We start from the raw sequence: 26,736 nt of genomic DNA, 5'->3' as shown, positions 1-26,736 counted from the left end.
AAGAAGGGTGGTACCGCGAAAAAGTTTATTAACCTTTTTGCCCCTTTGACACACAATTGTTTGTGGAGTCTTATGAGGGGCGAGAAGGTTTTTTTTATATGCATTTTTTAGTCGGAATATTTGAAAAATAAAAGGAAGGCCTAAGAAGCTTGGAAAGGGAGGAATGGAAATGAGTACAAATGTAGAGTTGAATAGCTCGACTGCTAAATGTACGAACACAATGTCGGGGGCATTGATGTTCATTGAAGCACTTAAACAGGAAAATGTAGAAGTCATTTTCGGATATCCTGGTGGTGCAGTGTTACCTATTTACAATAGTCTTTATGATTCAGGTTTGTTCCACGTATTGCCTCGACATGAACAAGGTGGTATTCACGCGGCAGAGGGATATGCCCGTGTCTCTGGTAAGCCCGGTGTTGTCCTCGCAACATCTGGACCAGGTGCGACTAACTTAATAACTGGTTTAGCAGATGCAATGATTGACTCCCTGCCATTAGTTGTCTTTACAGGGCAGGTTGCTACTTCAGTTATCGGATCCGATGCGTTCCAGGAAGCTGATATCATCGGAGTAACGACGCCAATTACGAAGCATAACTACCAAGTTCGTAAAGTGAGTGATCTGCCAAGAATCATAAAAGAAGCATTTCACATTGCAACAACAGGTAGACCAGGTCCTGTCTTAATTGATATCCCTAAGGACATTGCAATCGTCGAGGGAGAATTCACTTATGATCAGCCAGTTAGTTTACCGGGTTATCAACCTACAAGTGAACCTAATTATTTACAAGTACGTAAATTGGTTGAAGCAGTGAGTAGTGCAAAAAAGCCCGTTATTTTAGCTGGTGCAGGCGTTTTACATGCGAAAGCATCAGAAGAATTAATAAAATTTGTGGAACAACAGCAAATCCCAGTGGTGAATACACTTCTTGGTTTAGGAGGGTTCCCATCAGATCATCCGCTATTTTTAGGTATGGCTGGTATGCATGGTACGTATACAGCAAACACAGCATTGTATGACTGTGATCTACTAATTAGTGTTGGAGCCAGATTTGATGACCGTGTTACTGGCAACCTAGAGCATTTTGCGAAAAAGGCTGTCGTTGCTCATATTGATATTGACCCTGCTGAAATTGGGAAAAATGTACCAACTCAAATTCCAATTGTAGGTGACGCCAAAAATGTGTTGGAGCAACTCTTAAAACAAAATGGTAAACAAGGAGATAATAAAGAATGGAATGAACTACTTGCTAAAAATAAGCAAGAATTTCCATTAGTTTATCAAAAGAGTGATACAGAGCTAAAGCCGCAACATATTTTAGAGCTAATCCACGAATGGACAAATGGTGAAGCAATTGTTGCTACTGATGTCGGACAACACCAAATGTGGGCAGCGCAATATTATAATTTAAGAAAACCAAATCGTTGGGTGACATCAGGTGGACTAGGGACAATGGGCTTTGGTTTACCTGCAGCAATAGGCGCATCAATCGCAGACAGAGAATCAACAGTCGTTGCTGTTTTAGGTGATGGAGGATTCCAGATGAATCTCCAAGAGCTATCTGTTATTCATGAATTAAACTTACCGATAAAAGTTGTCATCATTAATAATGGTGCTCTAGGTATGGTAAGACAGTGGCAGGAATTATTTTATGAAGAACGATATTCTCATTCGAAATTTGTCTCGCAGCCTGATTTTGTAAAATTATCGGAAGCGTATGGTATTAAAGGAATTCGAATTGAAAATAGTAAGGGTTGGGAAGAAAAATTAAAAGAGGCTATTACTTCAAATGAACCAGTCTTATTAGATATTCATGTAAGTAAGGATGAAAATGTTTATCCGATGGTAGCTACTGGAAAAGGTTTGCATGAAATGGTAGGTGTGAAGCTGTGAAAAGAATTATCTCATTAACTGTTCTTAACCAAGCTGGTGTATTAAACAGAATTACAGGCCTCTTTTCAAAAAGAGACTTTAATATTGAAAGTATTACAGTAGGTCAAACTGAAACAGAAGGTGTTTCACGGATGACACTTATTGTAAATGTGCAACAGGAAAATGAAGTAGAGCAAATTACAAAGCAATTGAATAAGCAAATAGATGTGTTAAAGGTTACAGATATTACGGCACAATCAATTGTGTCAAGAGAGCTTGCTTTAATAAAAGTTATGTCGACTCCAGCTACTAGAATGGAGATCCAAGGGCTCATTCAACCTTTCCGTGCGACTGTCATTGATGTAAGTCGTGAAAGTGTTGTCGTTCAAGTAACAGGTGAATCAGAGAAAATTGAGGTTTTAATTGATTTATTAAAGCCTTATGGTCTAAAAGAAATCGCTCGTACAGGAACAACGGCATTTACTCGTGGGACACAAAGAAGCTCAAAGGAAACACCTATTTCAATTGTATAACAATGTTAGGAATCTTATCTGTATGACAGATCAAGGTTTATATAAATAGCAATAAATTCAACTTTATTCTTACTAATAATTTGAGGGAGAGATTAATTATGACAAAAGTATATTATAACGGTGACGTAAACGAAGCAGTATTACAAGGTAAAAAGGTAGCAATTATTGGATATGGTTCACAGGGTCATGCACATGCATTAAACTTAAAAGAAAGCGGAGTAGACGTTGTTGTTGGTGTTCGTCAAGGCCGTTCATTCGATAAAGCAGTAGAAGATGGTCATCAAGTAGTTTCTGTTGCTGAGGCAGCAAAACTTGGTGATTTAGTAATGGTATTATTACCAGATGAGCAACAAGCAAAAGTATATGAAGAAGAAATTAAACCAGGTTTAGTAGCAGGGAATTCATTAGTATTTGCTCACGGATTTAACGTACACTTCAGCCAAATCGTTCCACCTGCAGATGTTGATGTATTCTTAGTTGCTCCTAAAGGACCTGGACATTTAGTAAGAAGAACATATGCAGAAGGTGCTGGAGTACCTGCATTATTCGCAGTTTATCAAGATGTATCTGGTAATGCACAAGAAAAAGCACTTGCATATGCAAAAGGTGTTGGCTCAGCACGTGCAGGAGTTTTAGAAACAACATTCAAAGAAGAAACAGAAACAGACTTATTCGGAGAGCAAGCAGTACTTTGTGGTGGTATGACATCATTAGTAAAAGCTGGATTTGAAACATTGGTAGAAGCTGGATACCAACCAGAGGTTGCTTACTTCGAATGTTTACATGAATTAAAATTAATCGTTGACTTAATGTATGAAGATGGTATGGCTGGAATGAGATATTCTATCTCTGATACTGCACAATGGGGAGACTTCGTTTCAGGTCCACGTGTTGTAGATGGTCGCTCTAAAGAAGCAATGAAAGAAGTACTTAAAGATATTCAAACAGGTAAATTTGCAAAAGAATGGATCTTAGAAAACCAAGCTAACCGTCCACAATTCAATGCAATCAACAGCAATGAAAGTGAGCACCAAATTGAAGTAGTTGGTAAAAAACTACGTGCAATGATGCCGTTTGTAAAATCTAAACAAATTCAGAAAGAAGCGGTGAGTGTGAGTGCGAAAAATTAACCTATTTGATACAACGCTCCGTGACGGTGAACAATCTCCAGGTGTAAATTTGAATGTGAAAGAAAAGCTAGAGATTGCAAAACAACTAGAAAGACTCGGAATGGACGTTATTGAAGCAGGTTTTCCTGCTTCATCAAATGGTGATTTATTAGCAGTTCAAGAAATCGCAAAGACAGTTAAAAATAGCTCTGTTACAGGGCTTGCACGAACGTTGAAAAGCGATATTGATGCAGCATGGGAAGCGTTGAAATATGGAGCAGAGCCTAGGTTACACGTGTTTTTAGCAACTTCTCCAATTCATAGAGAATATAAGCTAAAAAAGACGAAAGAACAGGTGATTCAAACAGCCGTTGATGCCGTTAAATATGCTGCCGGGTTTTTCCCGATTATTCAATGGTCTGCAGAAGACGCTTGTCGTACTGAATTACCGTTCCTAGCTGAAATCGTTGAAAAGGTGATTGAAGCAGGGGCACAGGTCATTAACATTCCTGATACGGTTGGTTATATTACGCCAAAGGAATATGGTGAGATTTTCAGTTATTTACGAGAAAACGTAAAAGGGATCGATAACATTATTTTATCAGCACACTGCCATGATGATTTAGGCATGGCAGTTGCGAACTCCCTTTCTGCAATTGAACATGGTGCAGGTCAAATTGAAGGTACAATTAACGGAATTGGAGAGAGAGCTGGAAATGCTGCATTAGAGGAAGTTGCAGTTGCTCTTCATATCCGAAGCGATTACTATAAAGCGAAAACTGGCTTGTATTTAAAAGAAACAAAACGTTCTAGTGATCTTATTAGCAGTCTTACTGGGATGGTTGTACCTGGAAATAAAGCTGTTGTCGGTAAGAATGCTTTTGCTCACGAGTCAGGCATCCATCAGGACGGTGTGTTGAAAGAAAAAACAACATATGAAATTATTTCTCCTGAGCTTGTAGGTGTTTCAACTAATTCAATGGTACTTGGGAAACACTCTGGACGTCATGCATTTAAATCTAGATTGCAAGAGTTAGGATATGAAATCTCTGATGAAGAGGTTAATAAACTATTCGCAGCATTTAAAGAATTAACAGAAAAGAAAAAAGAAATCTCTGATGATGATTTAAAAGCCTTGCTTATTGAGGAAAAGGTAGCGAGTAAAGAAACAGCTTACGAATTAAAAGCATTACAAGTTCAATATGGCACAACCCAAGTTCCTACAGCAACTATCTCGTTATTGAATCCAGATAATGAGTTGATCCAAGAAGCTGCAACAGGAGCTGGAAGCGTTGATGCGATTTACAATACGTTAGAACGCTGTGTTGGAAAGTCAATTAAACTCATTGATTATCGGATCCAATCTAATAGCAGTGGGCGCGATGCACTTGCACAAGTGTATGTGAAAATTAAAATTGGCGATAACGAAGCGAGTGGTAGGGGTATGGCGCATGATGTGTTAGAAGCATCTGCTAAAGCGTATATCAATGCAGTTAATCGTATGTTATTACTTTCCGAACTACCTATTACATCCTTTGAAACAAGTCTACTAAATTAAACCACATAAAGGGGGATAGAACATGAAAAAATCAATTGCATTATTACCAGGTGATGGTATTGGGAAAGAAGTCGTTGAAGCAACGGTTGAAATATTAAAAGCGATTGGTGAACAATTCAATCATCAATTTCAATTTAATTATGGACTAATCGGTGGAGACGCGATTGACCAAAAAGGCAATCCACTACCTGAAGAAACAATTGCTATTTGTAAGGAATCTGACGCAATCATTCTAGGTGCTGTTGGTGGACCGAAATGGGATCACAATCCTGTTGAACTTCGTCCAGAGCGTGGGCTATTAGCATTGCGTAAAGAACTTGATTTATTTGCAAATTTACGTCCAATTAAAACATTTGAAAGTTTATTAGACTCTTCCCCTTTAAAGAAAGAGTATGTTGATGGAGTAGATTTTGTTATTGTTCGTGAGTTAACAGGTGGTTTGTATTTCGGTAAGCCGAGTGAACGGATTGTACGTGATGGCGAAGATGCTGTAGTCGATACATTGCTTTATAAACGGTATGAAATCGAACGAATTCTTGTTTCTGCATTTGAAATTGCCCAGAAGCGTCGTAAGCATGTCACATCTGTAGACAAAGCGAACGTATTAGAATCAAGTCGCGTATGGCGAGAAGTGGCAGAAGAGGTAGCAGCAAGATATCCTGATGTCACTTTAGAGCATATGCTTGTTGATAATGCGGCAATGCAGTTAATTCGCTCGCCAAGACAATTTGATGTCATTGCAACAGAAAACATGTTCGGTGATATTTTAAGTGATGAAGCATCGATGATCACGGGTTCTCTTGGAATGCTGTCATCTGCAAGTTTATCTTCTGGTGGGTTACATTTATATGAACCAGTTCATGGTTCAGCACCAGATATCGCGGGGCAAAATATTGCCAATCCAATTGCGACAATTCTTTCAGCAGCGACATTGCTCCGTCAATCGTTTGGACTGGAAGAAGAAGCAAAAGCAATTGAAAAAGCTGTTGAAAATGTATTGAATTCTGGTAAGCGTACTGCTGATCTTGCTGAAGGTGGCAAAAGTATTTCCACTAAGCAAATGAGCGAAGAAATTATAAACGCGCTTGCGGATGACCAAGATATTATTAATATTATAGAAACTTATTCATAAATCATAAGAATAAGAGGACAGACCTATTTTTGAGATTTGTCCTAACTATTAATGACCAATATAAAGTGTTATCTCAAAGATGATAATCATTTAAATTGAGTTTGAGGGGTCTGACACATACAATTGTCGGCCCCTCATTTTCCATCTATAGAAGGGGGTAAACGATGATGAAGCCAAGAACGATTATTGAAAAGATATATGAAGAGCATGTAGTTCAACGAGAACAGGGGAAGCCTGATCTTTTATATATCGACTTACACTTAATACATGAAGTTACATCCCCTCAGGCATTTGAGGGATTACGTGAAAAAAATCGTAAAGTGAGAAGACCAGACAGAACGTTTGCGACGATGGACCATAATATTCCTACTGTAAATCGCTTTGTGATTAATGACGAGGTTGCTAAACTTCAAATTGGTGCATTAGAAAAAAACTGTAAAGAATTTGGTGTTCGATTAGCGGATCTTGACAGTGAAGATCAAGGGATTGTCCATGTTATTGGACCTGAATTAGGATTAACATTACCAGGTAAGACAATCGTCTGTGGTGATAGCCATACTTCAACACATGGAGCATTCGGTGCCATTGCATTTGGAATTGGTACAAGTGAAGTTGAACACGTTCTTGCAACACAAACAATCTGGAGACAACCACCAAAAACATTAAACATTCATATTCCTGGTAAACTACAAAACGGTGTAACAGCAAAAGATGTTATTTTAGCTGTAATTGGGAAATACGGAGTGCGTTTTGGCACAGGATTTATCATCGAGTACACTGGCGAGGTTATTGAAGGCTTATCAATGGATGAGCGAATGACGATTTGTAATATGTCAATTGAAGCCGGAGCAAGAGCAGGACTAATTGCACCAGATGAAACGACATTCTCTTATATTAAAGGTAGAAAATATGCTCCTAAAGGCGAAGAGTTTGACAAAGCGGTCGAATATTGGAAATCATTAAAAACAGATGAAGGTGCAGAGTATGACCAAGTAATTACATTACAAGGTGAAGATATTGCTCCGATGGTTACTTGGGGTACGAACCCTGGAATGGCTGTTGGTGTCGATGAAAAGACTCCTGATTTAAATGGTTTTGACAATGAGGAAGAAGTGGATGAAGCAAAACGCGCATTCGATTACATGGGATTACAACCAAACATGAAAATTGAAGACATTTCAATTGAACATGTCTTTATCGGATCCTGTACAAATTCACGTTTAACAGATTTAAGACAAGCGGCAGAAGTGATTAAAGGGTTTAAAGGACAAAAGGTTGCTCCAACCGTTCGAGCAATTGTTGTTCCTGGATCGCAAACTGTTAAAAAAGTAGCTGAAGAAGAAGGATTAGACGTCATCTTTAAAGAAGCAGGTTTTGAATGGAGAGAGTCAGGCTGTAGCATGTGTTTAAGTATGAATAATGACGTCGTTCCAGAGGGCGAGCGTTGTGCTTCAACGTCTAACCGTAACTTCGAAGGTAGACAGGGGAAAGGCGCAAGAACACATTTAGTAAGTCCAGCAATGGCAGCAGCAGCAGCCCTTCACGGAAAATTTGTCGATGTTCGCCATATTCAGAAGGAGAAAATTCAATCATAATAGGAGGATCACTATGAAACCATTTACGACACTCACAGGGAAAATAGCTGTTTTAAATAGATCAAATGTTGATACAGATCAAATTATTCCTAAACAATTTCTTAAACGAATCGAAAAATCAGGTTACGGAAGATTCGCCTTTTTTGACTGGAGATATCTCCCAGATGGTTCTGAAAACCCAGAATTTGAGTTAAATCAAGAGAAAAGTAGAGGCGCATCTATTTTACTAGCTGGTGAAAATTTTGGATGTGGATCTTCTCGAGAGCACGCACCTTGGGCCCTATCAGATTATGGCTTTCAAGTTATACTAGCACCTTCATATGCAGATATTTTTCATCAAAACTGTCTTAAAAATGGTTTATTGCCAATTTCCCTAGAACAGTCTGTTTTAGATGATATTCGTCAAAAATCAAATGCAGATGGCTATGAGTTAACAATTAATCTAGAAGAACAAAAAATTACTGACAATGCTTCCTTATCAGAGTCATTTACAGTTGATCCGTATTGGAAGGATATGCTTTTACACGGGAAAGACGAAATAGATTTAACCTTTCATTACAACGATCAAATCACAGAATTTGAAGAAAGAAGAGCGACATTCTTATAATGTGCGCTCTTTTTTTTGTTTAGGAATTTATAAAATTCTTGTACTGTGGATAAGCGCACGATATCCAGCGCAAGCGTCCAGCCCTCTTGGGTCTAAGCCACGGCTGATCAAGGCGCTTACGCTTTTTTTTGTGAAAGTGACCGTAAATTAGCCGATTTTTTATTCAGATCCGCTTGTTTTCCAAGAGTTGGATTGATAAACTTGGTAACAAAGATAGGGTGCTGGAGTTGACTAAATATGAATGAAAAAAAACGTTCGAATGTTATTCCTATTCCTAATTTAAAGGAACGATACTTAGATATGGGAACGGCATTATTAAAAAATAAAAAATACCAAGAAGCACTTGAAATGTTTTCCGAAGCAAAGAAATTAAATGAAGATAAAGCAGAAATTTATTTAGGTATGGCCATTTGCTTAATGGAGCTTGGAGAGTTAGTAGAAGCAAAAGAAATATGCAAAAAAATGCTTCTCGAAGATATCGGACATTACTTTACCGTTTTGCAAATTTACTTAACTATCTTAATCCAACTTCGTGAATACCTCGAGGTGCAAGCAACAATAGAGGCTGTATTAGAAGAAAATCACCTCCCAGCTGAAAGTGCAGAGCATTTTTATAAATTATTAGAATTTAGTCGGAAAATGACGCAAAATGATATGACCTTCATTGAAGATGATGAAATGGGAGATGAAGCTATTCAATCATTCTATTTAGAAGACATTCTAGAAGATCCGACAAAACAGATTGATTATATTCAATCGTTAAGAGATCGTAATTTAAGTAAACATTTTTCAGCTCTTAAAATTTTATTAGAGAATCCAACTACTCATCCAATGGTTAAATCAATGATTCTTCATATAATGATTGAGAATGAAGTTGAAAAGGAAGTAACGGTGTATAAATTTGGTGAATCGATCACCATCATACCAGCAGAGTTAGAGGATATTTCTGAACTACCCTTTACAAAAAAGGTTTTAACTGTTTTAGATGATACGCTTGGAAATGAAAACCCAACCCTTTTTGAAGCGGTTAAAGAGCTTTGGATCAGACATTTATATGTTCTTTTCCCTTTTCTTCCCCAACCAGCAGATGCAAACTTATGGGCGGCAGCACTTCATCTAGTAGGATATGAAATGCATGGAATTACAATAGACACTAAAGAGGTTCAGGACAGTTATGAGGTCTCTCTTCGGTTACTTAATGAAGCATGTAAAAAAATATATCAAATAGAAGAAATTTCTTATATGCAAATATGAGGCTATCGGTTGAAAGCAACGTTTTCTATGTTATAATAAGATGGTTGCAAAATAGTGATTATCCTATGTAAGATTTTTGTAGGCAAAATAGGTCTTACTTTTTAAACTATTGTCTCAAAAGCCTTCAATTTGAAATGATAATTGGAATGCGTAAACAATAGGGACAAGATAGGTGAAACGAACGATTAAGTGTGGATAAGAGAAACCTCATTAAAGGGAGTTTTACTTTATGCGAAATCTGGGCACGGTTTGAAATCGGCTCTTTTTAACGTACATAAATCAGGTATATCATCGTGGATGATTGTGTAAACTTAGACAAGCAACCACAATTTACCAATCACTTATTCGCACAATCATAATAGATTTTTGGAGGGAATAACATATGTCAGTAAAATGGGAAAAATTAGAGGGGAACGAAGGCGTTCTTACGGTTGAAGTTTCTGCAGAAGAATTTACAAAAGCACTTGATGAAGCATTTAAAAAAGTAGTTAAACAGGTTTCAGTACCTGGTTTCCGTAAAGGGAAAATTCCACGTGGAATGTTTGAACAACGCTTTGGTGTAGAATCTCTTTATCAAGATGCATTAGATATTATTTTACCAACAGTATATCCAAATGCTATTGATGAAGCTGGAATTGACCCAGTAGATCGCCCTGAAATCGATGTTGAACAAATCGAAAAAGGTAAAAATTTAATCTTTACAGCAAAAGTTACTGTTAAGCCTGAAGTAAAATTAGGCGAGTATAAAGGTCTAGAAGTAGAAAAATTAGATGAAACTGTAACTGATGAAGAAGTTGATAATGAATTAAAACAACTTCAAGAGCGTCATGCAGAATTAGCTGTTAAAGAAGAAGGTACAATTGAAAATGGTGATACTGTAATCATCGACTTTGATGGTTATGTAGATGGTGAGGCATTCGAAGGTGGAGCGGCTGATAACTACTCACTAGAAATTGGTTCTGGTTCTTTCATCCCTGGTTTTGAAGAACAACTTGTTGGCTTAGAAACAGGTGCAGAGAAAGATGTAGAAGTAACATTCCCTGAAGAATATCACGCTGAAAACCTTGCAGGTAAGCCAGCAGTATTCAAAGTGAAAGTCCATGAAATTAAATCAAAAGAGCTTCCAGCTTTAGATGATGAATTTGCAAAAGATGTTAACGATGAGGTTGAAACACTTGAAGAGCTAAAAGCTCAAACAAGAACTCGTCTTGAAGAAGCTAAAAAGTCAGAAGCTGAAAATAACTTACGTGACACATTAGTTGAAAAGGCTGCTGAAGGTGTGGAAGTAGACATTCCTAATGCACTTATTGAAAATGAAATTTCTCGCATGATGCAAGAATTCGAGCAACGCCTTCAAATGCAAGGTATGAATCTTGAGCTATACTTCCAATTCTCAGGTCAAGATGAAGCAGCATTAAAAGCGCAAATGCAAGAAGATGCTGAAAAACGCGTAAAATACAATTTAACTCTTGAAGCAATTGTTAAAGCAGAAAACATCGATGTTTCTGATGAAGATGTAGAAGCTGAATTAACAAAAATGGCTGAAATGTACAATATGCCTGTTGAAAATATTAAACAAGCATTAGGTGGTTCAGCTGACGGACTTAAAGAAGATTTAAAAGTTCGTAAAGCAATTGATTTTCTTGTAGAAAATAGCAAAGTTGTTGCATAATAATAATTAAAGAACAAGGCGCGAGTGAATCGTGCCTTGTTTTATACAATCATGTTTTATTTAAATTAGTTTGGGAATGATATAAGAAAGCCAAAACATACATACACATGAAGTAACTAGAAGCACAAAGCAAGATGGAAAGAGCTGCACATAAATAGAGAAATTAGGAAATGTGAACATATAATCGACATTTTCTTTTTGGTGAACTCTATAACTTTTTCCAAATTGGAGTGGTATTATTACCTACCTTTGAGCTACCTATGGTAAAATGCAATACATACATGTTTTAAAATTAGTATTTAAGCTTAAAAAAGAGCACCTACCTTCTAGAGCCTGCAAAGGTGAAGAAAAATAGATATTTTATTAGGGTGGGGGAAAAATCAATTAGATTGAGATAAAGATACAAGGGGTGAAACAATGTTTAAATTTAACGACGAAAAAGGACAATTGAAATGTTCGTTCTGTGGTAAAACCCAAGATCAAGTTCGTAAACTTGTAGCTGGACCTGGAGTATACATATGTGATGAGTGTATTGAGCTTTGTACAGAAATTGTTGAGGAAGAGCTTGGTACTGAAGAAGAAGTTGAATTTAAAGATGTTCCAAAGCCAAAAGAAATTAACGAAATTCTAGATGAGTATGTCATCGGTCAAGATCAAGCTAAGAAATCATTGGCTGTTGCTGTGTACAATCATTATAAACGGATAAATTCGAACAGTAAGATCGATGATGTTGAGCTTTCAAAGAGTAATATTTCGATGATAGGTCCAACTGGAAGCGGTAAAACGTTGCTAGCACAAACATTAGCACGTATTTTAAATGTACCTTTTGCTATTGCTGATGCAACATCTTTAACAGAAGCTGGTTATGTCGGAGAAGATGTAGAAAACATTTTATTAAAGCTTATTCAAGCAGCTGACTATGACGTAGAAAAAGCGGAAAAGGGTATTATTTATATCGATGAAATTGATAAAGTTGCTCGTAAATCTGAGAATCCTTCCATTACACGTGATGTTTCTGGTGAAGGTGTTCAGCAGGCGCTACTTAAAATTCTTGAAGGGACAGTCGCAAGTGTTCCTCCACAAGGTGGAAGAAAGCATCCACATCAAGAATTCATCCAAATCGATACAACGAACATCCTATTCATATGTGGTGGAGCGTTTGATGGTATTGAACAAATTATTAAACGTCGTCTAGGTAAAAAAGTTATCGGCTTTGGTTCAGACAACAAGAATGCAGAATTAGATAAAAAAGCACTACTTTCACAAGTATTGCCTGAGGATTTACTAAGATATGGTTTAATACCAGAATTTATTGGTCGTTTACCTGTTATTGCAAGCTTAGAGCCTCTTGATGAAGATGCATTAGTTGAAATCTTAACAAAGCCTAAAAATGCTCTTGTTAAACAATATCAAAAAATGCTGGATTTAGACGGTGTAGAACTTGAATTTGAAGATGGAGCCCTCTTGGAGATTGCGAAAAAAGCGATCGAGAGAAAAACAGGTGCCCGTGGTCTTCGTTCAATTATTGAAGGTATTATGCTTGATATGATGTTTGATTTACCGTCTCGAGATGATATTGCGAAAACAATTATAACTGCGGATGCTGTTATTGGTAATACACTGCCAAAACTCGTCTTAATTGATGGAACTGTCATTCAAGAGGATAAGAAAACATCTGCTTAATAGTTGAACCTAGTTTTTTATAAGTTTTTATGTTGAAAGCTAACATTTTTCTGATAACTTCATCATCAGGATACAAATACTGGATAGCACAAAAAGGAAGCTGATACAATTTCAGCTTCCTTTTTGTGTATCTTTTACAAAAAAGAAGTAAAGGTTCTATTCATATTAATGACGTAGGAGCTTGCTCATTTCAATACTAGGAGAGTCTTGCAATCGGTGTTTACATTCGTGTCAAGCAATGAAGAAGAGGGCGTCATAAATGTATTTTCATTCCACGCTAAGCACTAAGTCATGAATTTATTTGACTAAACTCCATGAAGTTTCCTCTATAGAAAAGATGTTTATTCTTACCTATCCTCGGAGATACTAGCTATAATTAACCGCTTCATTCAAAATGAATCAACCCTATATTATGTAAATACGATTAGGCAAGTAGTTGTTGCCTTTATGTGAGCAGACCCCCTTTATACATAAAATTCATGTCCATGTATTTATCCCGCATTAACGGGCAGTAATACCCCCTCCTAAGCTTAAGTGATACAAAGAGCGAAGGTTGGGGATAACTGCCCGTAAAAGCCCGATAAGTCTCGCTAACCATCAGTGGGGATAAAGACCCCCCACTGATGGAAGTCTCGCTTTATAATTTTTGTACGGTTTTAAGACTCACATTCTAGTCAGATAGTAGGGAATGATAGGAAAGCTCTATTATAAGTAGACGGATTAATCAATTTTACACTAGTACAACTATGTACCATCTTACTCATAAGTAAAAAGCTCCGTCAATTTTCAATAATTAGCGGTGATCAAGACATCTTAGCCAGGAGGGAATACAATGAGTTGGACAAGTATCGCGTTATTTATTCAGCTGTTTTTTGGAATTATCATCGGGATGTACTTTTGGAATTTATTAAAAAGCCAGAGGACCCAAAAGGTTTCAATTGACCGTGAATCAAAAAAAGAAATGGAACAGCTCCGAAAAATGAGGGCAATCCGTTTAACAGAACCTCTAGCAGAAAAGGTAAGACCTAAGAATTTTAACGATATCGTGGGACAAGAGGATGGAATTCGCTCTTTGCGTGCCGCTTTATGTGGTTCAAATCCACAGCATGTCATTATTTATGGACCGCCTGGAGTTGGGAAAACAGCGGCTGCCAGACTTGTTTTAGAGGAAGCGAAGAAAAATGTGAAATCACCCTTTAAGGAAAATGCTGTTTTTGTTGAATTAGATGCTACTACAGCTCGGTTTGATGAAAGGGGAATAGCTGATCCACTCATTGGTTCTGTTCATGATCCAATCTATCAAGGTGCAGGGGCAATGGGACAAGCTGGCATTCCTCAACCAAAGCAAGGAGCTGTATCTAATGCACATGGTGGTGTATTATTCATAGATGAAATTGGTGAGTTACATCCGATTCAAATGAATAAGTTGCTGAAAGTGCTTGAAGATCGAAAAGTGTTTTTAGAAAGTGCTTACTATAACGAAGAAAATAATCAAATACCAACACATATCCACGATATTTTTAAAAATGGGTTACCGGCTGATTTTCGTTTAATAGGTGCGACGACAAGGACACCGAATGAAATTCCACCTGCTATTCGATCTAGATGCCTAGAAGTGTTCTTTCGGGATCTTGAGCAGGAAGAGTTGGCAATTGTTGCGAAGAAGGCGGCTCGAAAGGTAGAAATGAATGTCAATGATGAGGGGATTAATCTATTAACTTCATATGTCCGCAATGGGCGTGAGGTTGTTAATTTAATGCAAATCGCTACAGGAACGGCTATGTCAGAGGAGCGTAAAGAGATAACCGTTGCGGATATAGAATGGGTGATTCACTCAAGTCAATTAACACCTAGATATGAGAAGAAGATTAACAAAATGGCGAAAGTGGGATTAGTTAACGGATTAGCCGTATATGGTCCAAACACAGGAGCACTATTAGAAATAGAGGTAACGGTGATTGCTGCAGAAAAAGATAAAGGTTCGATTAATATTACAGGTATCGCCGAAGAGGAGAGTATCGGTGATCGTACAAAATCAATTCGAAGAAAAAGTATGGCAAAGGGTTCTATTGAAAATGTGATTACCGTTTTACGGTCAATGGGGATAAATGCAGGAGATTATGATATTCATGTGAATTTCCCAGGCGGTGGTCCAGTAGATGGGCCATCTGCAGGAATTGCAATGGCAACTGGTATTTTTTCTGCGATTCATAGAATTGCTATTGATAATTTAGTGGCAATGACAGGAGAAATCAGCATCCACGGTAATGTGAAGCCAATTGGCGGTGTTATTCCGAAAATTAAAGCTGCTAAAAAGGCTGGAGCTAAAAAGGTAATCATCCCTAAGGAAAATATGCAATCAATTTTAAAAGAAATCGAAGGAATCGATATTATTCCTGTCACAAATTTACAAGAGGTATTTGATGTGGCACTTGTAAATCCACCGACAGAAAACATAAATCCGATACTTCCTCAAAACGCCAAAGTATATCCACACTTGGAATCTATGTAAGCTAATAAAAGGCTACCAGACAGTAAAAAGACCTATGTAAAGATGGAGGATAATTGCCCCAAAAGATTTAGTAAGGTAAGCCTTGCCCTATCATTTTGAAAAGAAGAGATCTACTTAGGAATATCATTCACTTAGGTAGATCCATTTTTAATCATCATTTTTTGATAAATTCTATAGTGGATTTCGCGTTTTTCTTTTTCATCTTAAGCAGGATAGGGTATACTACCTACATAGATAAGTAGCTACAAATAGACACTAGTAAAAGAATAGGATAAAATTGAACAAGTACTTACTATTATGTCATGGAGGTGGTGTAAGCGCATGGCGAAATCAAACACACAAATTGTTCCCCTCCTACCGTTACGAGGCTTGCTAGTATACCCAACTATGGTACTACACCTTGATGTAGGAAGAGATAAATCAGTTCAGGCTTTAGAAAAAGCTATGATGGATGATCATATCATCTTTTTAACAACACAAAAAGAGATTGCGATAGATGAGCCAAAAAAAGAAGATATATACGAAATTGGAACATTATCGAAAATTAAACAAATGTTAAAATTACCGAATGGAACCATTCGAGTACTTGTTGAAGGCTTAGATCGAGGAGAAATTCTCCGTTTTGTAGAAGACGATGAATTTTATTCAGTTGAGGTTTCTTTAAACAAGGATCCGGAAGGAAAAACGGTTGAAGAAGAAGCCTTGATGAGAACAATGCTTGAGTATTTCGAGCAATACATAAAGCTTTCCCAAAAGGCATCAACCGAAACATATGCAACTGTAGCAGATATAAATGAGCCGGGTAGAATGGCGGATATTATTACCTCACATTTACCTTTAAAGCTTAAAGAAAAACAAGAAGTGCTTGAAACAATTGATGTAAGAGAAAGACTGAATAAAGTCATTTCGATTATACATAATGAAAAAGAAGTTCTTCAGCTTGAGAAAAAGATCGGTCAACGCGTGAAACGGTCAATGGAACGTACCCAAAAAGAATATTATCTTCGCGAGCAAATGAAAGCCATTCAAAAAGAACTTGGTGAAAAAGAAGGCAAAATTGGAGAAGTTTTAACTCTGAAAGATCGCGTTCAAGAGGCGGGAATGCCTGATCACATCAAAGCTGTGGCTGATAAGGAATTGGATCGTTATGAAAAAGTACCTTCGAGTTCAGCTGAAAGTGCAGTTATCCGTAATTACATTGAATGGCTACTTTCATTACCGTGGACAAATGCTACGGAAGACCGTTTAGATATCATTAAGGCGGAAGAAATCCTTGATGAAGACCATCATGGCCTTGAGAAAGTGAAAGAGCGTGTAATTGAATACTTGGCGGTACAACAACTAACAAACTCTTTAAAGGGTCCTATTCTTTGTTTATCCGGGCCACCTGGAGTAGGTAAAACATCATTGGCGCGTTCGATCGCTAAATCATTAAATCGTCATTTTGTCCGAATCTCACTTGGTGGTGTGCGAGATGAATCGGAAATTCGTGGACATCGCCGTACCTATGTTGGTGCGATGCCGGGAAGAATTATTCAAGGTATGAAAAAGGCAGGTACGATCAATCCAGTCATTTTATTAGATGAAATTGATAAGATGTCTAGCGAATTTAGAGGAGATCCATCTGCTGCAATGCTTGAGGTATTAGATCCTGAGCAAAATCACAATTTCAGCGATCATTATATTGAAGAGACTTATGACTTATCAAAGGTTATGTTCATCGCGACAGCAAATAATTTGGCGACTATTCCAGGTCCACTTCGTGATCGGATGGAAATTATTAATATCGCTGGCTACACAGAGCTTGAAAAGGTCCAAATTGCAAAAGATCATTTATTGCCAAAGCAGCTAGAAGCACATGGACTTAAAAAATCACATCTTCAAATTCGTGATGAAGCCATTCAAAGCATCGTCCGTTACTACACGAGAGAAGCAGGGGTGCGTGGTTTAGAAAGACAGCTTGCAACCATTTGCCGTAAAGCCGCCAAGCTAATTGTGAAAGCAGAGCGCAAGAAAATAATTATTACTGATAAAAATCTTGAAGAATTTCTTGGCAAAAATCGATTCAGATATGGACAAGCGGAACTTGAGGATCAAATTGGTGTTGCAACTGGATTAGCTTATACAACAGTTGGAGGGGATACTTTATCGATTGAAGTGTCTGTAACACCTGGAAAAGGGAAGCTTATCCTTACTGGTAAACTAGGAGACGTAATGAAGGAGTCCGCTCAAGCAGCATTTAGCTACATCCGTTCACGTGCTGAAGAGCTTCAAATTGATGGTGATTTCCATGAAAAAAGTGACATCCACATTCACGTTCCGGAGGGTGCTGTGCCAAAGGATGGACCTTCAGCTGGAATTACAATCGCAACAGCATTAATCTCAGCATTAACAAAAAGGCCAGTTCGTAAAGAGGTTGGGATGACGGGAGAAATTACCCTAAGGGGGAGAGTTCTACCAATCGGTGGATTAAAGGAAAAAACACTTAGTGCTCACCGCGCTGGCTTGACGAAAATTATTGCACCAAAGGAAAATGAAAAGGATTTAGATGACATTCCAGAGAGTGTTCGTAATGAGCTTACTTTTGTGCTTGTGTCACATCTAGATGAAGTATTAAAACATGCATTAGCAGAGGAGAAGCAATGAAAGTAACTAGTTCTGAAATTGTAATAAGTGCCGTAAAGCCCGCCCAATACCCAGCTGAGAATCTCCCAGAGATTGCTCTCGCTGGTCGTTCAAATGTAGGAAAGTCGTCATTTATAAATAAGATGCTTGCACGGAAAAGCCTAGCAAGAACATCGTCAAAGCCTGGTAAAACACAAACACTAAATTTTTATATCATCAATGAAGTGTTGCATTTTGTTGATGTGCCAGGTTATGGTTATGCAAAGGTAAGTAAGAAAGAGCGAGAAATATGGGGGAAAATGATTGAAACGTATATGACAACACGTGAACAGCTGCGTGCAGTTGTTTTGTTAATCGACGTTCGCCATCCACCAACAAAAGATGATGTATTAATGTACGGATTTTTAAAGCATTATGACATCCCAGCAATTATTGTTGCTACAAAGGCAGATAAAATTCCAAAAAGCAAATGGCAAAAGCATGTGAAAGTAATCAAAGATACTCTAAACATGGAAAAGACTGACTCATTTGTTTTATTTTCATCGGAAACCGGACAAGGTAAGGATGAAGCATGGAAGATTATTAAAGAGTATACAGCATAAAAAAAGACTGACCCTAATATCTAGGGTCAGTCTTTAATGTTATTATAGGAAATTATAAAATTCTTGTACTGTAGATAAGCGCACTGCATCCAGCTCCAGCGCCCAGCGACTAGTGAACTTCACCCTCCTTATACGCTAAGTCAACATCGAATCGCATTCGCTCTTCGTGTTTCCTTTATCTCATACGGAGTGCTCCAGTTCATACGTCGCTGAACGGGCGTTTGCGCTTTTGTTCTTTGAAGGATACATCTTTACTTTTTTCTTTTAAAAAACAATAGGAATGCACCGATCACTATCAATAAAAATGGCCAATAGCTTTCAATGAGATGGCCACCATTTTCAACGATGGAAAGTGATTCAGTAATCGATTGGAAAGAATGAAGAAATAACCCTATCAACAAAAACACAAACCCCTGTACATACCCTGATTTTGTTTTAATAGCAGTGAGTAGCATTCCTAAGGCTAAAATAAATAGAAAAGCAGCTGGATGATCTGGCCATGAATCGAGCTTTGCTTGATAAATAAAGTGAATCCCGAGCCCAGCTAAAATGATACCTGGGAGGATTGCAGTATTGTCTTGTTCGAAATGTCCACTAATTAAGTAAGCAGCACCTAAAAGAATGAGTAAAATTTGCCAACTGTTTTGATTTTCAAATAACTGAATATTTAGCTTTTGGAACGAATAGAAAATGCCAATTTCTAATAGAATAATACCAGGTAATAAAGATACTTTTTTCATGGACACACCTCTTGATAAACGTAATAGATTAAATGAATAGTGAAGAGATTAAGACGCAATAACGATATAGTTAATCGTTTCAGGAATGGGTTCGAAGAAGTCTAATTCTACTATTTACCCTAGCAAAACTGTCAGTTAAAGCTAAGATAAGATTCACTTAATTGATTGTCTGAACCTCATGCTTTCTTTCTCCTAAAATACATTCTCTCACAGACCAATAACTTGATTAATAACCTAAAATTTGTTATTGTACAAGGTAATAAGCATAAAGGATTGTGACAAATTATGTAGCTTTTTAAAGGTCTAAAGTACTGATTATTTTACTTCTTACGAGCTACACCGTACAATTAATAAAATCTTATTAATCATAACACAGAGTTTCAAATACTGTTCACATTTTCTAACAGTGTATCAACATGACCATGATATACTAGATAAAAGGGATCTTTGCATTTGGGGGTGTAAAGGGAAATGCATATACTTGTTGTCGGCTTAAATTATAAAACAGCCCCTGTTGAAATTCGTGAAAAGCTTACGTTCGAACCAAATGATCTAGCTGAAGCGATGAAACAGTTGAAAGACCAAAAAAGCATTCTGGAAAACGTGATTGTCTCGACATGTAATCGCACCGAGGTTTATGCCGTGGTCGACCAACTTCACACTGGGCGTTATTATATAAAATCTTTTTTAGCAGAATGGTTCGGATTAGATAAAGAAAAAATAGCACCGTACTTATTTATCTATGAACATGACGGTGCATTGGATCATTTATGTAGAGTAGCGTGTGGTTTAGACTCAATGATCTTAGGGGAAACGCAAATTCTTGGCCAGGTCCGGACTAGCTTTTTACTTGCCCAAGAAAATCAAACAATAGGTACAATTTTCAATCAATTATTTAAGCAGGTTATCACTTTAGCAAAGCGTTCTCATTCGGAAACAGATATCGGTGCTAATGCTGTTTCAGTAAGTTATGCTGCTGTAGAATTGGCAAAGAAGATTTTGGGAGATTTACAGTCTAAGCATGTGCTTATTTTAGGGGCCGGTAAAATGGGCGAGCTAGCAGTGCAAAACTTACATGGTAATGGTGTCGGGAAAGTAACTGTGATGAATAGAACGCTGCAAAAGGCGGAAGAGCTAGCAGATCGCTTCAATGGTAAAGCTAAGTCTATGAACGAGCTTCAATGTGGTTTAGTTGAAGCAGATATTCTCATAAGCTCAACTGGAGCAAAAGATTTTGTTATAACAAAAGAAATGATGACAAATGTTGAAAAAATGAGAAAAGGTCGTCCTTTATTTATGGTTGATATTGCTGTTCCTCGCGATATTGATCCGCTACTGGGAGAATTAGATAGCGTATTTCTTTATGACATCGATGATTTACAAGGGATTGTTGATGCGAATATGCAGGAACGTAAGGTAGCTGCAAAGGAGATTGAGCTTATGATTGAGGAAGAGATTGTTCAATTTAAGCAATGGATCAATACACTAGGTGTTGTACCCGTCATTTCAGCGCTTCGTCAAAAGGCGCTAAATATACAGGCAGAGACAATGGAAAGTATCGAACGGAAAATGCCTAATCTAACTGATCGTGAAAGAAAAGTGCTTAGTAAGCATACAAAAAGCATTGTTAATCAATTACTTAAAGATCCAATTATGAAAGTGAAGGAACTTTCATCGGAAGCAAATGCTGATGAAGCATTGGAGCTATTTATGAAAATCTTTAATATTGAAGAAGAAGTTGATGTTCAGGTGCAAAATGAAAGAGCGGAAATACGTTCATTCCGAACAAAGGGGCACCTTTCAAATCATCGAGTAACGCTTCAATCGTAAATGAGATGTTCTTTCCTACAAAAGAAACGGGAAAGAACTCGCTTAACCTAATCTATTTTTATAAATTAAAATTGATTTGGACGTTTAAAAGTGTAACCTACTTATTTTATCCTAATTTCAGTAGGGATTGCAGTAAAACTTTATTTTTCTTTGATTGTAGATAATGGCGTAAATACGTCATAGGAGTTTTTGTATGGAGATGAGTTTAACTAGAATCAATGAGGTTGCCATTATACTTTACGCATTATGTGTACTTTTATATTTTATAGATTTTCTTCAACATAACCGGAAGGCGAAACGTGCAGCCTTCTGGTTACTTTCTATTGTTTGGTTTTTACAAACAATTTTTTTATTTACTCTTATGTTTGAAACGGGAAGATTTCCTGTTTTAAATGTATTTGAAGGTTTATATTTTTACACGTGGGTCTTAGTTACGTTATCTGTAGTAGTAAATAAATTTATCCGAGCAGAGTTCATCCTGTTTTTCACAAATGTGATTGGCTTTATCATGATGGCCTTACATACATTTGCACCAGCACACTATGTATCAGCGGCGGTCTCAAGTCAGCTTGTTTCTGAATTATTATTGATTCATATTACAATGGCAATACTGTCGTATGGTGCATTTTCACTATCGTTTGTTTTTTCGATTCTTTATACGATTCAATATAATTTATTGAAAAAGAAGAAGTGGGGAAAACGACTTCTACGCTTAGAGGATTTGGCAAAACTTGATCATATGTCATATATATTAAATATCATTGGAGTACCTATGCTCTTATTGAGCCTCATCCTTGGAATGATTTGGGCGTACATAAAAGTTGAAACATTCAATTTATATGATGCGAAGGTAATAGGCTCTTTTATGGTAATCATTACGTATAGCGTTTATTTATATATTCGAATTGTGAGAGATTTGCGAGGTAAATCAGTCGCACTATTGAATATCGCATCATTTCTTGTCTTATTAATCAATTTCTTCTTATTTGGTAGCTTATCAAGATTTCACTTTTGGGGTTCTTAATGACATCTTTAGAATATAGTAGGAGGTTAGCATGCGAAAAATTATTGTAGGCTCAAGACGAAGTAAACTTGCATTAACACAAACTAATTGGGTAATTGATCAACTTAAAGCATTTGGATTACCATTCGAATTTGAGGTCAAGGAAATTGTAACAAAGGGTGACCGAATTTTAGATGTAACGTTATCAAAAGTAGGTGGAAAGGGCCTTTTTGTAAAAGAAATAGAACAAGCGATGATTGATGGCGAAATCGACATGGCTGTACATAGTATGAAAGATATGCCAGGAATCCTCCCAGAAGGGTTAACGATTGGCTGCATTCCAAAACGTGAGGATCATCGTGATGTGTTAATTTCCAAGGATCACAAGAAGTTAGCAGAATTGCCAATAGGTGCAGTGGTCGGAACTAGTAGCTTAAGAAGAAGTGCACAACTGTTAATGGAGCGACCGGACATAGAAATAAAGTGGATTAGAGGAAATATTGACACGCGTCTTGAAAAGCTTAAAACAGAAGAGTATGATGCGATTATTTTAGCTGCAGCTGGATTATCAAGAATGGGGTGGAGTAAGGAAGTTGTCACTGAATTTTTAGAACCTGAGGTATGCTTACCTGCAGTAGGTCAAGGTGCGCTAGCGATTGAATGTCGTGAAAATGATCAGGAGTTATTAGACCTACTAGAGAAATTCACAGATGTGGCAACACAGTTGGCTGTAAAAGCAGAAAGAACCTTTCTTACAAAAATGGAGGGTGGCTGCCAAGTTCCAATTGCAGGTTTTGCGACAGTGAATGAAAAGCAAGAGATTACCTTCACAGGTTTAATTGCTTCCCCAGACGGAAAAGAAGTATATAAACAGCAATATACAGGTAAAGATCCAGTCGAACTAGGTGGGGATGTTTCAACGATATTAACTGAGCAAGGAGCGAAGGCGTTAATAGACCGAGTAAAAGCGGAGCTAAATCAATAATGATGGCCGATCGACCTTTACAGGGGAAGCGGGTATTAATCACTCGGGCAAAAGCTCAAGTCACGGAATTTATTGGAAAAATTGAAGCTGTAGGTGGTGTTGCGATTACAACGCCACTGCTCGAAATAAGGGCAAATCATGCAAATGATCATGCAATAAAGTCCACGATAGTAAACGTTAAAGAATATGATTGTATCGTTTTTACAAGTGCAAATGGTGTATCCTATTTTAAAAAATATTTAGATAAATGGAAGATTCCTTATTCGAACTTAAAGCATTTAATTGCAGCATCCGTAGGCAGTAAAACAAGCAAAAGGATGGAAACGTTAGGTTTGTCGGTTTCGATTATCCCTGAGGAATTCGTTGCAGAAAAGTTAGCAGAAAGTATGAAGGGAAAACTTCCAATTCACTCGAAGATATTGGTGATTCGCGGTAATCTTGCACGTCCTGTGCTCGTAAGTGAGTTGAAAGAATACGGATTTACTGTCACAGATTTAGTTGTATATGAAACATTGCATAACATGGAAGAAGCAAATAAACTAAGAGATTACGTTCAAAAACAAGAAATTGATTACATAACATTTACAAGTTCATCGACAGTTGATAGTTTTATGAAAGTTTTCCAGCAGGATACATTAAGCAAGCACTTAAAAAAAGTGTCTTTTATTTGTATCGGTCCTATCACAAACAAGACGTTAATGGAGTATGGGTACAAAGGTTTTATGCCGGATACTTATACAATCGAAGATATGGTAAAGTTAATGATAGAGCTGGAAGTGAAAGAGAGAGGTTGATTTGATGGATATTCAATTTGCAAGACATCGTCGTTTACGTAGTAGTGCGAATATGAGGGCAATGTTAAGGGAAAATCATCTTCGAACAGAGGATTTTATTTATCCAATCTTTGTTGTTGAAGGAGAAAATAAGAAAAACGAAGTTGTGTCAATGCCTGGTGTTTTTCAATTTTCATTAGATTTATTAAATGAGGAAATAAAAGAGGTTGTTTCTTTAGGAATCAAGTCGATTATCTTGTTTGGTGTACCAGACCAAGATCATAAGGATGAAGTAGGATCACAAGCTTATCATGATCATGGTATCGTTCAACTAGCTACAAGACAAGTGAAAGAATCTTACCCAGATCTTATCGTTGTCGCTGATACATGTTTATGTGAATTTACAGATCATGGGCATTGTGGCATCGTTGAAAATGGTCAAGTACTTAATGACCCTTCACTTGATTTATTAGCGCAGACTGCTGTAAGTCAAGCGCAAGCAGGAGCTGATATTATTGCTCCGTCAAATATGATGGATGGCTTCGTTGCGGCGATTCGCAAAGGCTTGGATGAGGCTGGCTTTGAGCATATTCCAATCATGTCATATGCAGTCAAATATGCGAGTGCGTACTACGGCCCCTTCCGTGATGCAGCCCAAAGTGCGCCACAATTCGGTGACCGTAAAACATATCAAATGGACCCTGCGAATCGTGAGGAAGCATTACGTGAAGCGCAATCTGATCTTGAAGAAGGAGCAGACTTCTTAATCGTCAAGCCTGCATTAGCTTATTTAGACATTATCCGTGACGTGAAAAATAACTTTAATGTGCCGATTGTTGCTTATAATGTTAGTGGAGAATATTCGATGATTAAAGCTGCTGCTTTGAACGGTTGGGTAGATGAACGAGCGATTGTAATGGAATCGTTAGTTGGTATGAAGCGAGCAGGTGTAGATTTAATTATCACTTACTTTGCTAAGGATGTTGCTGGCTGGTTAAAAGAATAAGAAAAGCGGAAGCGCCTGTTCAGCCTCAGGCATAGCATAAGACGCACATGAATAGAAGGTGTTCCTTACCTTCAATGCATGTGTGGCTGTAGACCCAAGAGGCAGTCAAAAACGCGACGTTAATCGCCTTGCCTGTACTTGCACGTCCTGTGCTTCGGGGCTGGACACGAAAACTAAGTTCAAATAATCCTTTTACAAGATGATGAAGTTGAGAAAGGGGAAAGCAAATGAAAAGCTTTGCAAGAAGCAAAAAAGCATTTCAAGAAGCGCAAACGTTAATGCCAGGTGGTGTAAATAGTCCTGTTCGTGCTTTTAAATCTGTTGGGATGAACCCAATTGTTATGGACCATGGGAAAGGTTCTAAAATTGTTGATATTGATGGAAATGAATATATCGATTATGTCTTATCATGGGGTCCGTTAATTCACGGTCATTCTCATGGTACGGTTGTCGAAGCTCTTAAACAGGTTGTAGAATCTGGGACAAGCTTTGGTGCCCCGACTTTGATCGAGAACGAATTGGCAAAGCTTGTTATCGAGCGAGTGCCATCAATTGAAATTATACGTATGGTAAACTCCGGTACAGAAGCTACAATGAGTGCATTGCGTTTGGCGCGTGGTTATACTGGTCGCAATAAAATTATTAAGTTTGAGGGCTGCTACCATGGGCATGGTGACTCCTTATTAATTAAAGCGGGATCTGGAGTCGCGACATTAGGACTGCCTGATAGTCCAGGTGTTCCAGAAGGTGTTGCAAAAAATACAATTACGGTTCCTTATAATGATCTTGAAAGCATTCGCTATGCGTTTGAACAATTCGGAGAAGATATCGCAGGTGTAATCGTTGAGCCAGTTGCAGGAAATATGGGTGTTGTACCACCTCAAGCAGGCTTTTTAGAAGGACTGCGTGAGGTAACAGAGCAATATGGTGCACTTCTCATTTTTGATGAAGTTATGACAGGCTTCCGTGTTGATTATGAGTGTGCCCAAGGCTACTTTGGTGTCACTCCAGATTTAACATGTTTAGGAAAAGTAATCGGTGGAGGATTACCTGTTGGTGCTTTCGGTGGTAAGCGAGAAATTATGCAACAAATCGCACCAAACGGGCCAATTTACCAAGCTGGTACATTGTCAGGTAACCCACTTGCAATGACGGCGGGATACGAAACATTAAAGCTTTTGACAAGAGAATCTTATATAGAATTTAACCGAAAAGCAGATCGCCTTGAGGAAGGTTTGTCAAAGGCTGCAATTGATTATGAAATTCCTCATACGATTAATCGTGCGGGCTCAATGATTGGTTTCTTCTTTACAAATGAACCTGTCATAAACTACGAAGCTGCAAAAACATCAAATCTTGAGTATTTTGCTAGCTATTATCGAAGTATGGCAAACGAAGGAGTATTCCTACCCCCTTCACAATTTGAAGGTTTGTTCCTGTCAACAGCCCATACTGATGAGGATATTGAATTTACAATTGAAGCAGCTAGAAAGGCATTTGCTACATTGAAATAAAAGATAAAAGCGGAGTGACCTCTCAAACTTTAGGGATGACATAAGTCGATGCAGGTAGATGCAGCATCTCAAGTTATGTCTCATTCTTACTATTTTCCAACATACACGAAAAAGGTCTAACATAGATACATGT

General features: G+C 37.6%; 20 protein-coding genes and 1 other annotated feature (1 of these 21 running past the window's edge). Of the genes, 19 read left to right on the top strand and 1 reads right to left on the bottom strand.

Annotated elements, in window-relative coordinates; translation table 11 throughout:
• Positions 1 to 48: a binding site (T-box leader), on the top strand; it begins 209 nt to the left of the window's first position.
• Positions 49 to 169: 121 nt separating this feature from the next.
• The 13 genes from ilvB (at position 170) to yihA (ending at position 18,752) form a co-directional block, all read left to right on the top strand.
• On the top strand, positions 170 to 1,891 hold the full coding sequence (gene ilvB / locus K9V48_RS04055; protein ID WP_224137160.1) for an acetolactate synthase large subunit: 1,722 nt from the start codon (positions 170 to 172) through the stop codon (positions 1,889 to 1,891).
• Positions 1,888 to 2,403: an acetolactate synthase small subunit gene (gene ilvN, locus K9V48_RS04050; RefSeq protein ID WP_224137159.1), complete on the top strand. Its 516-nt coding sequence runs from the start codon at positions 1,888 to 1,890 to the stop codon at positions 2,401 to 2,403. The genes ilvB and ilvN overlap by 4 nt, the downstream gene beginning before the upstream one ends.
• Before the next feature lie 98 nt (positions 2,404 to 2,501).
• Positions 2,502 to 3,533, top strand: coding sequence for a ketol-acid reductoisomerase (ilvC, locus tag K9V48_RS04045; RefSeq protein ID WP_224137157.1), 1,032 nt, complete (start codon positions 2,502 to 2,504; stop codon positions 3,531 to 3,533).
• The gene (locus K9V48_RS04040; protein ID WP_224137155.1) at positions 3,520 to 5,070 is read left to right on the top strand and encodes a 2-isopropylmalate synthase; all 1,551 of its coding nucleotides are present in this window, start codon (positions 3,520 to 3,522) and stop codon (positions 5,068 to 5,070) included. The genes ilvC and K9V48_RS04040 overlap by 14 nt, the downstream gene beginning before the upstream one ends.
• 22 nt (positions 5,071 to 5,092) lie before the next feature.
• On the top strand, positions 5,093 to 6,202 hold the full coding sequence (gene leuB / locus K9V48_RS04035; protein WP_224137153.1) for a 3-isopropylmalate dehydrogenase: 1,110 nt from the start codon (positions 5,093 to 5,095) through the stop codon (positions 6,200 to 6,202).
• 167 nt (positions 6,203 to 6,369) lie between these two features.
• Positions 6,370 to 7,797 carry a 3-isopropylmalate dehydratase large subunit gene (gene leuC / locus K9V48_RS04030; RefSeq protein ID WP_224137173.1) on the top strand — a complete coding sequence of 476 codons (1,428 nt, stop codon included), beginning with the start codon at positions 6,370 to 6,372 and terminating at the stop codon, positions 7,795 to 7,797.
• Between the two features lie 13 nt (positions 7,798 to 7,810).
• Complete coding sequence (gene leuD / locus K9V48_RS04025) at positions 7,811 to 8,404, top strand: 3-isopropylmalate dehydratase small subunit (protein ID WP_224137150.1); 594 nt, start codon at positions 7,811 to 7,813, stop codon at positions 8,402 to 8,404.
• A gap of 237 nt (positions 8,405 to 8,641) precedes the next feature.
• The gene (locus K9V48_RS04020; RefSeq protein ID WP_224137148.1) at positions 8,642 to 9,658 is read left to right on the top strand and encodes a tetratricopeptide repeat protein; all 1,017 of its coding nucleotides are present in this window, start codon (positions 8,642 to 8,644) and stop codon (positions 9,656 to 9,658) included.
• A 382-nt stretch (positions 9,659 to 10,040) separates the two neighbouring features.
• Positions 10,041 to 11,330, top strand: coding sequence for a trigger factor (gene tig, locus K9V48_RS04015; protein WP_224137146.1), 1,290 nt, complete (start codon positions 10,041 to 10,043; stop codon positions 11,328 to 11,330).
• Positions 11,331 to 11,747: 417 nt separating this feature from the next.
• The gene (gene clpX / locus K9V48_RS04010; RefSeq protein ID WP_224137144.1) at positions 11,748 to 13,013 is read left to right on the top strand and encodes an ATP-dependent protease ATP-binding subunit ClpX; all 1,266 of its coding nucleotides are present in this window, start codon (positions 11,748 to 11,750) and stop codon (positions 13,011 to 13,013) included.
• Positions 13,014 to 13,845: 832 nt separating this feature from the next.
• Positions 13,846 to 15,525 carry an ATP-dependent protease LonB gene (gene lonB, locus K9V48_RS04005; protein WP_224137134.1) on the top strand — a complete coding sequence of 560 codons (1,680 nt, stop codon included), beginning with the start codon at positions 13,846 to 13,848 and terminating at the stop codon, positions 15,523 to 15,525.
• A 321-nt stretch (positions 15,526 to 15,846) separates the two neighbouring features.
• On the top strand, positions 15,847 to 18,171 hold the full coding sequence (lon, locus tag K9V48_RS04000) for an endopeptidase La (protein ID WP_224137132.1): 2,325 nt from the start codon (positions 15,847 to 15,849) through the stop codon (positions 18,169 to 18,171).
• Positions 18,168 to 18,752, top strand: a complete 585-nt coding sequence (gene yihA, locus K9V48_RS03995) for a ribosome biogenesis GTP-binding protein YihA/YsxC (protein WP_224137130.1) — start codon at positions 18,168 to 18,170, stop codon at positions 18,750 to 18,752. The genes lon and yihA overlap by 4 nt, the downstream gene beginning before the upstream one ends.
• A gap of 251 nt (positions 18,753 to 19,003) precedes the next feature.
• On the opposite strand, the gene K9V48_RS03990 is transcribed toward yihA, so the two are convergent.
• On the bottom strand, positions 19,004 to 19,492 hold the full coding sequence (locus K9V48_RS03990; RefSeq protein WP_224137128.1) for a hypothetical protein: 489 nt from the start codon (positions 19,490 to 19,492) through the stop codon (positions 19,004 to 19,006).
• A gap of 471 nt (positions 19,493 to 19,963) precedes the next feature.
• Here K9V48_RS03990 and hemA point away from each other — a divergent pair, with 471 nt between their 5' ends.
• The 6 genes from hemA to hemL all read left to right on the top strand — a co-directional run bounded on the left by hemA (position 19,964) and on the right by hemL (position 26,603).
• Positions 19,964 to 21,322: a glutamyl-tRNA reductase gene (hemA, locus tag K9V48_RS03985; protein WP_224137127.1), complete on the top strand. Its 1,359-nt coding sequence runs from the start codon at positions 19,964 to 19,966 to the stop codon at positions 21,320 to 21,322.
• Positions 21,323 to 21,515: 193 nt separating this feature from the next.
• Positions 21,516 to 22,346: a cytochrome C assembly family protein gene (locus tag K9V48_RS03980; protein ID WP_224137125.1), complete on the top strand. Its 831-nt coding sequence runs from the start codon at positions 21,516 to 21,518 to the stop codon at positions 22,344 to 22,346.
• A gap of 31 nt (positions 22,347 to 22,377) precedes the next feature.
• A complete protein-coding gene (gene hemC, locus K9V48_RS03975) occupies positions 22,378 to 23,310 on the top strand; it encodes a hydroxymethylbilane synthase (protein WP_224137124.1) in 933 nt (310 codons plus the stop codon).
• Positions 23,310 to 24,104 carry a uroporphyrinogen-III synthase gene (locus tag K9V48_RS03970; protein ID WP_224137123.1) on the top strand — a complete coding sequence of 265 codons (795 nt, stop codon included), beginning with the start codon at positions 23,310 to 23,312 and terminating at the stop codon, positions 24,102 to 24,104. Before hemC ends, K9V48_RS03970 begins: the two co-directional genes overlap by 1 nt.
• 4 nt (positions 24,105 to 24,108) lie before the next feature.
• On the top strand, positions 24,109 to 25,089 hold the full coding sequence (hemB, locus tag K9V48_RS03965; RefSeq protein WP_438803862.1) for a porphobilinogen synthase: 981 nt from the start codon (positions 24,109 to 24,111) through the stop codon (positions 25,087 to 25,089).
• Between the two features lie 227 nt (positions 25,090 to 25,316).
• A complete protein-coding gene (gene hemL, locus K9V48_RS03960) occupies positions 25,317 to 26,603 on the top strand; it encodes a glutamate-1-semialdehyde 2,1-aminomutase (RefSeq protein WP_224137121.1) in 1,287 nt (428 codons plus the stop codon).
• Positions 26,604 to 26,736 lie beyond the last annotated feature (133 nt).

The organism is Metabacillus rhizolycopersici, assembly GCF_020075705.1.
Note: the sequence above shows the minus strand (reverse complement) of the source record. Positions and strands in the feature narration are given on the sequence as shown.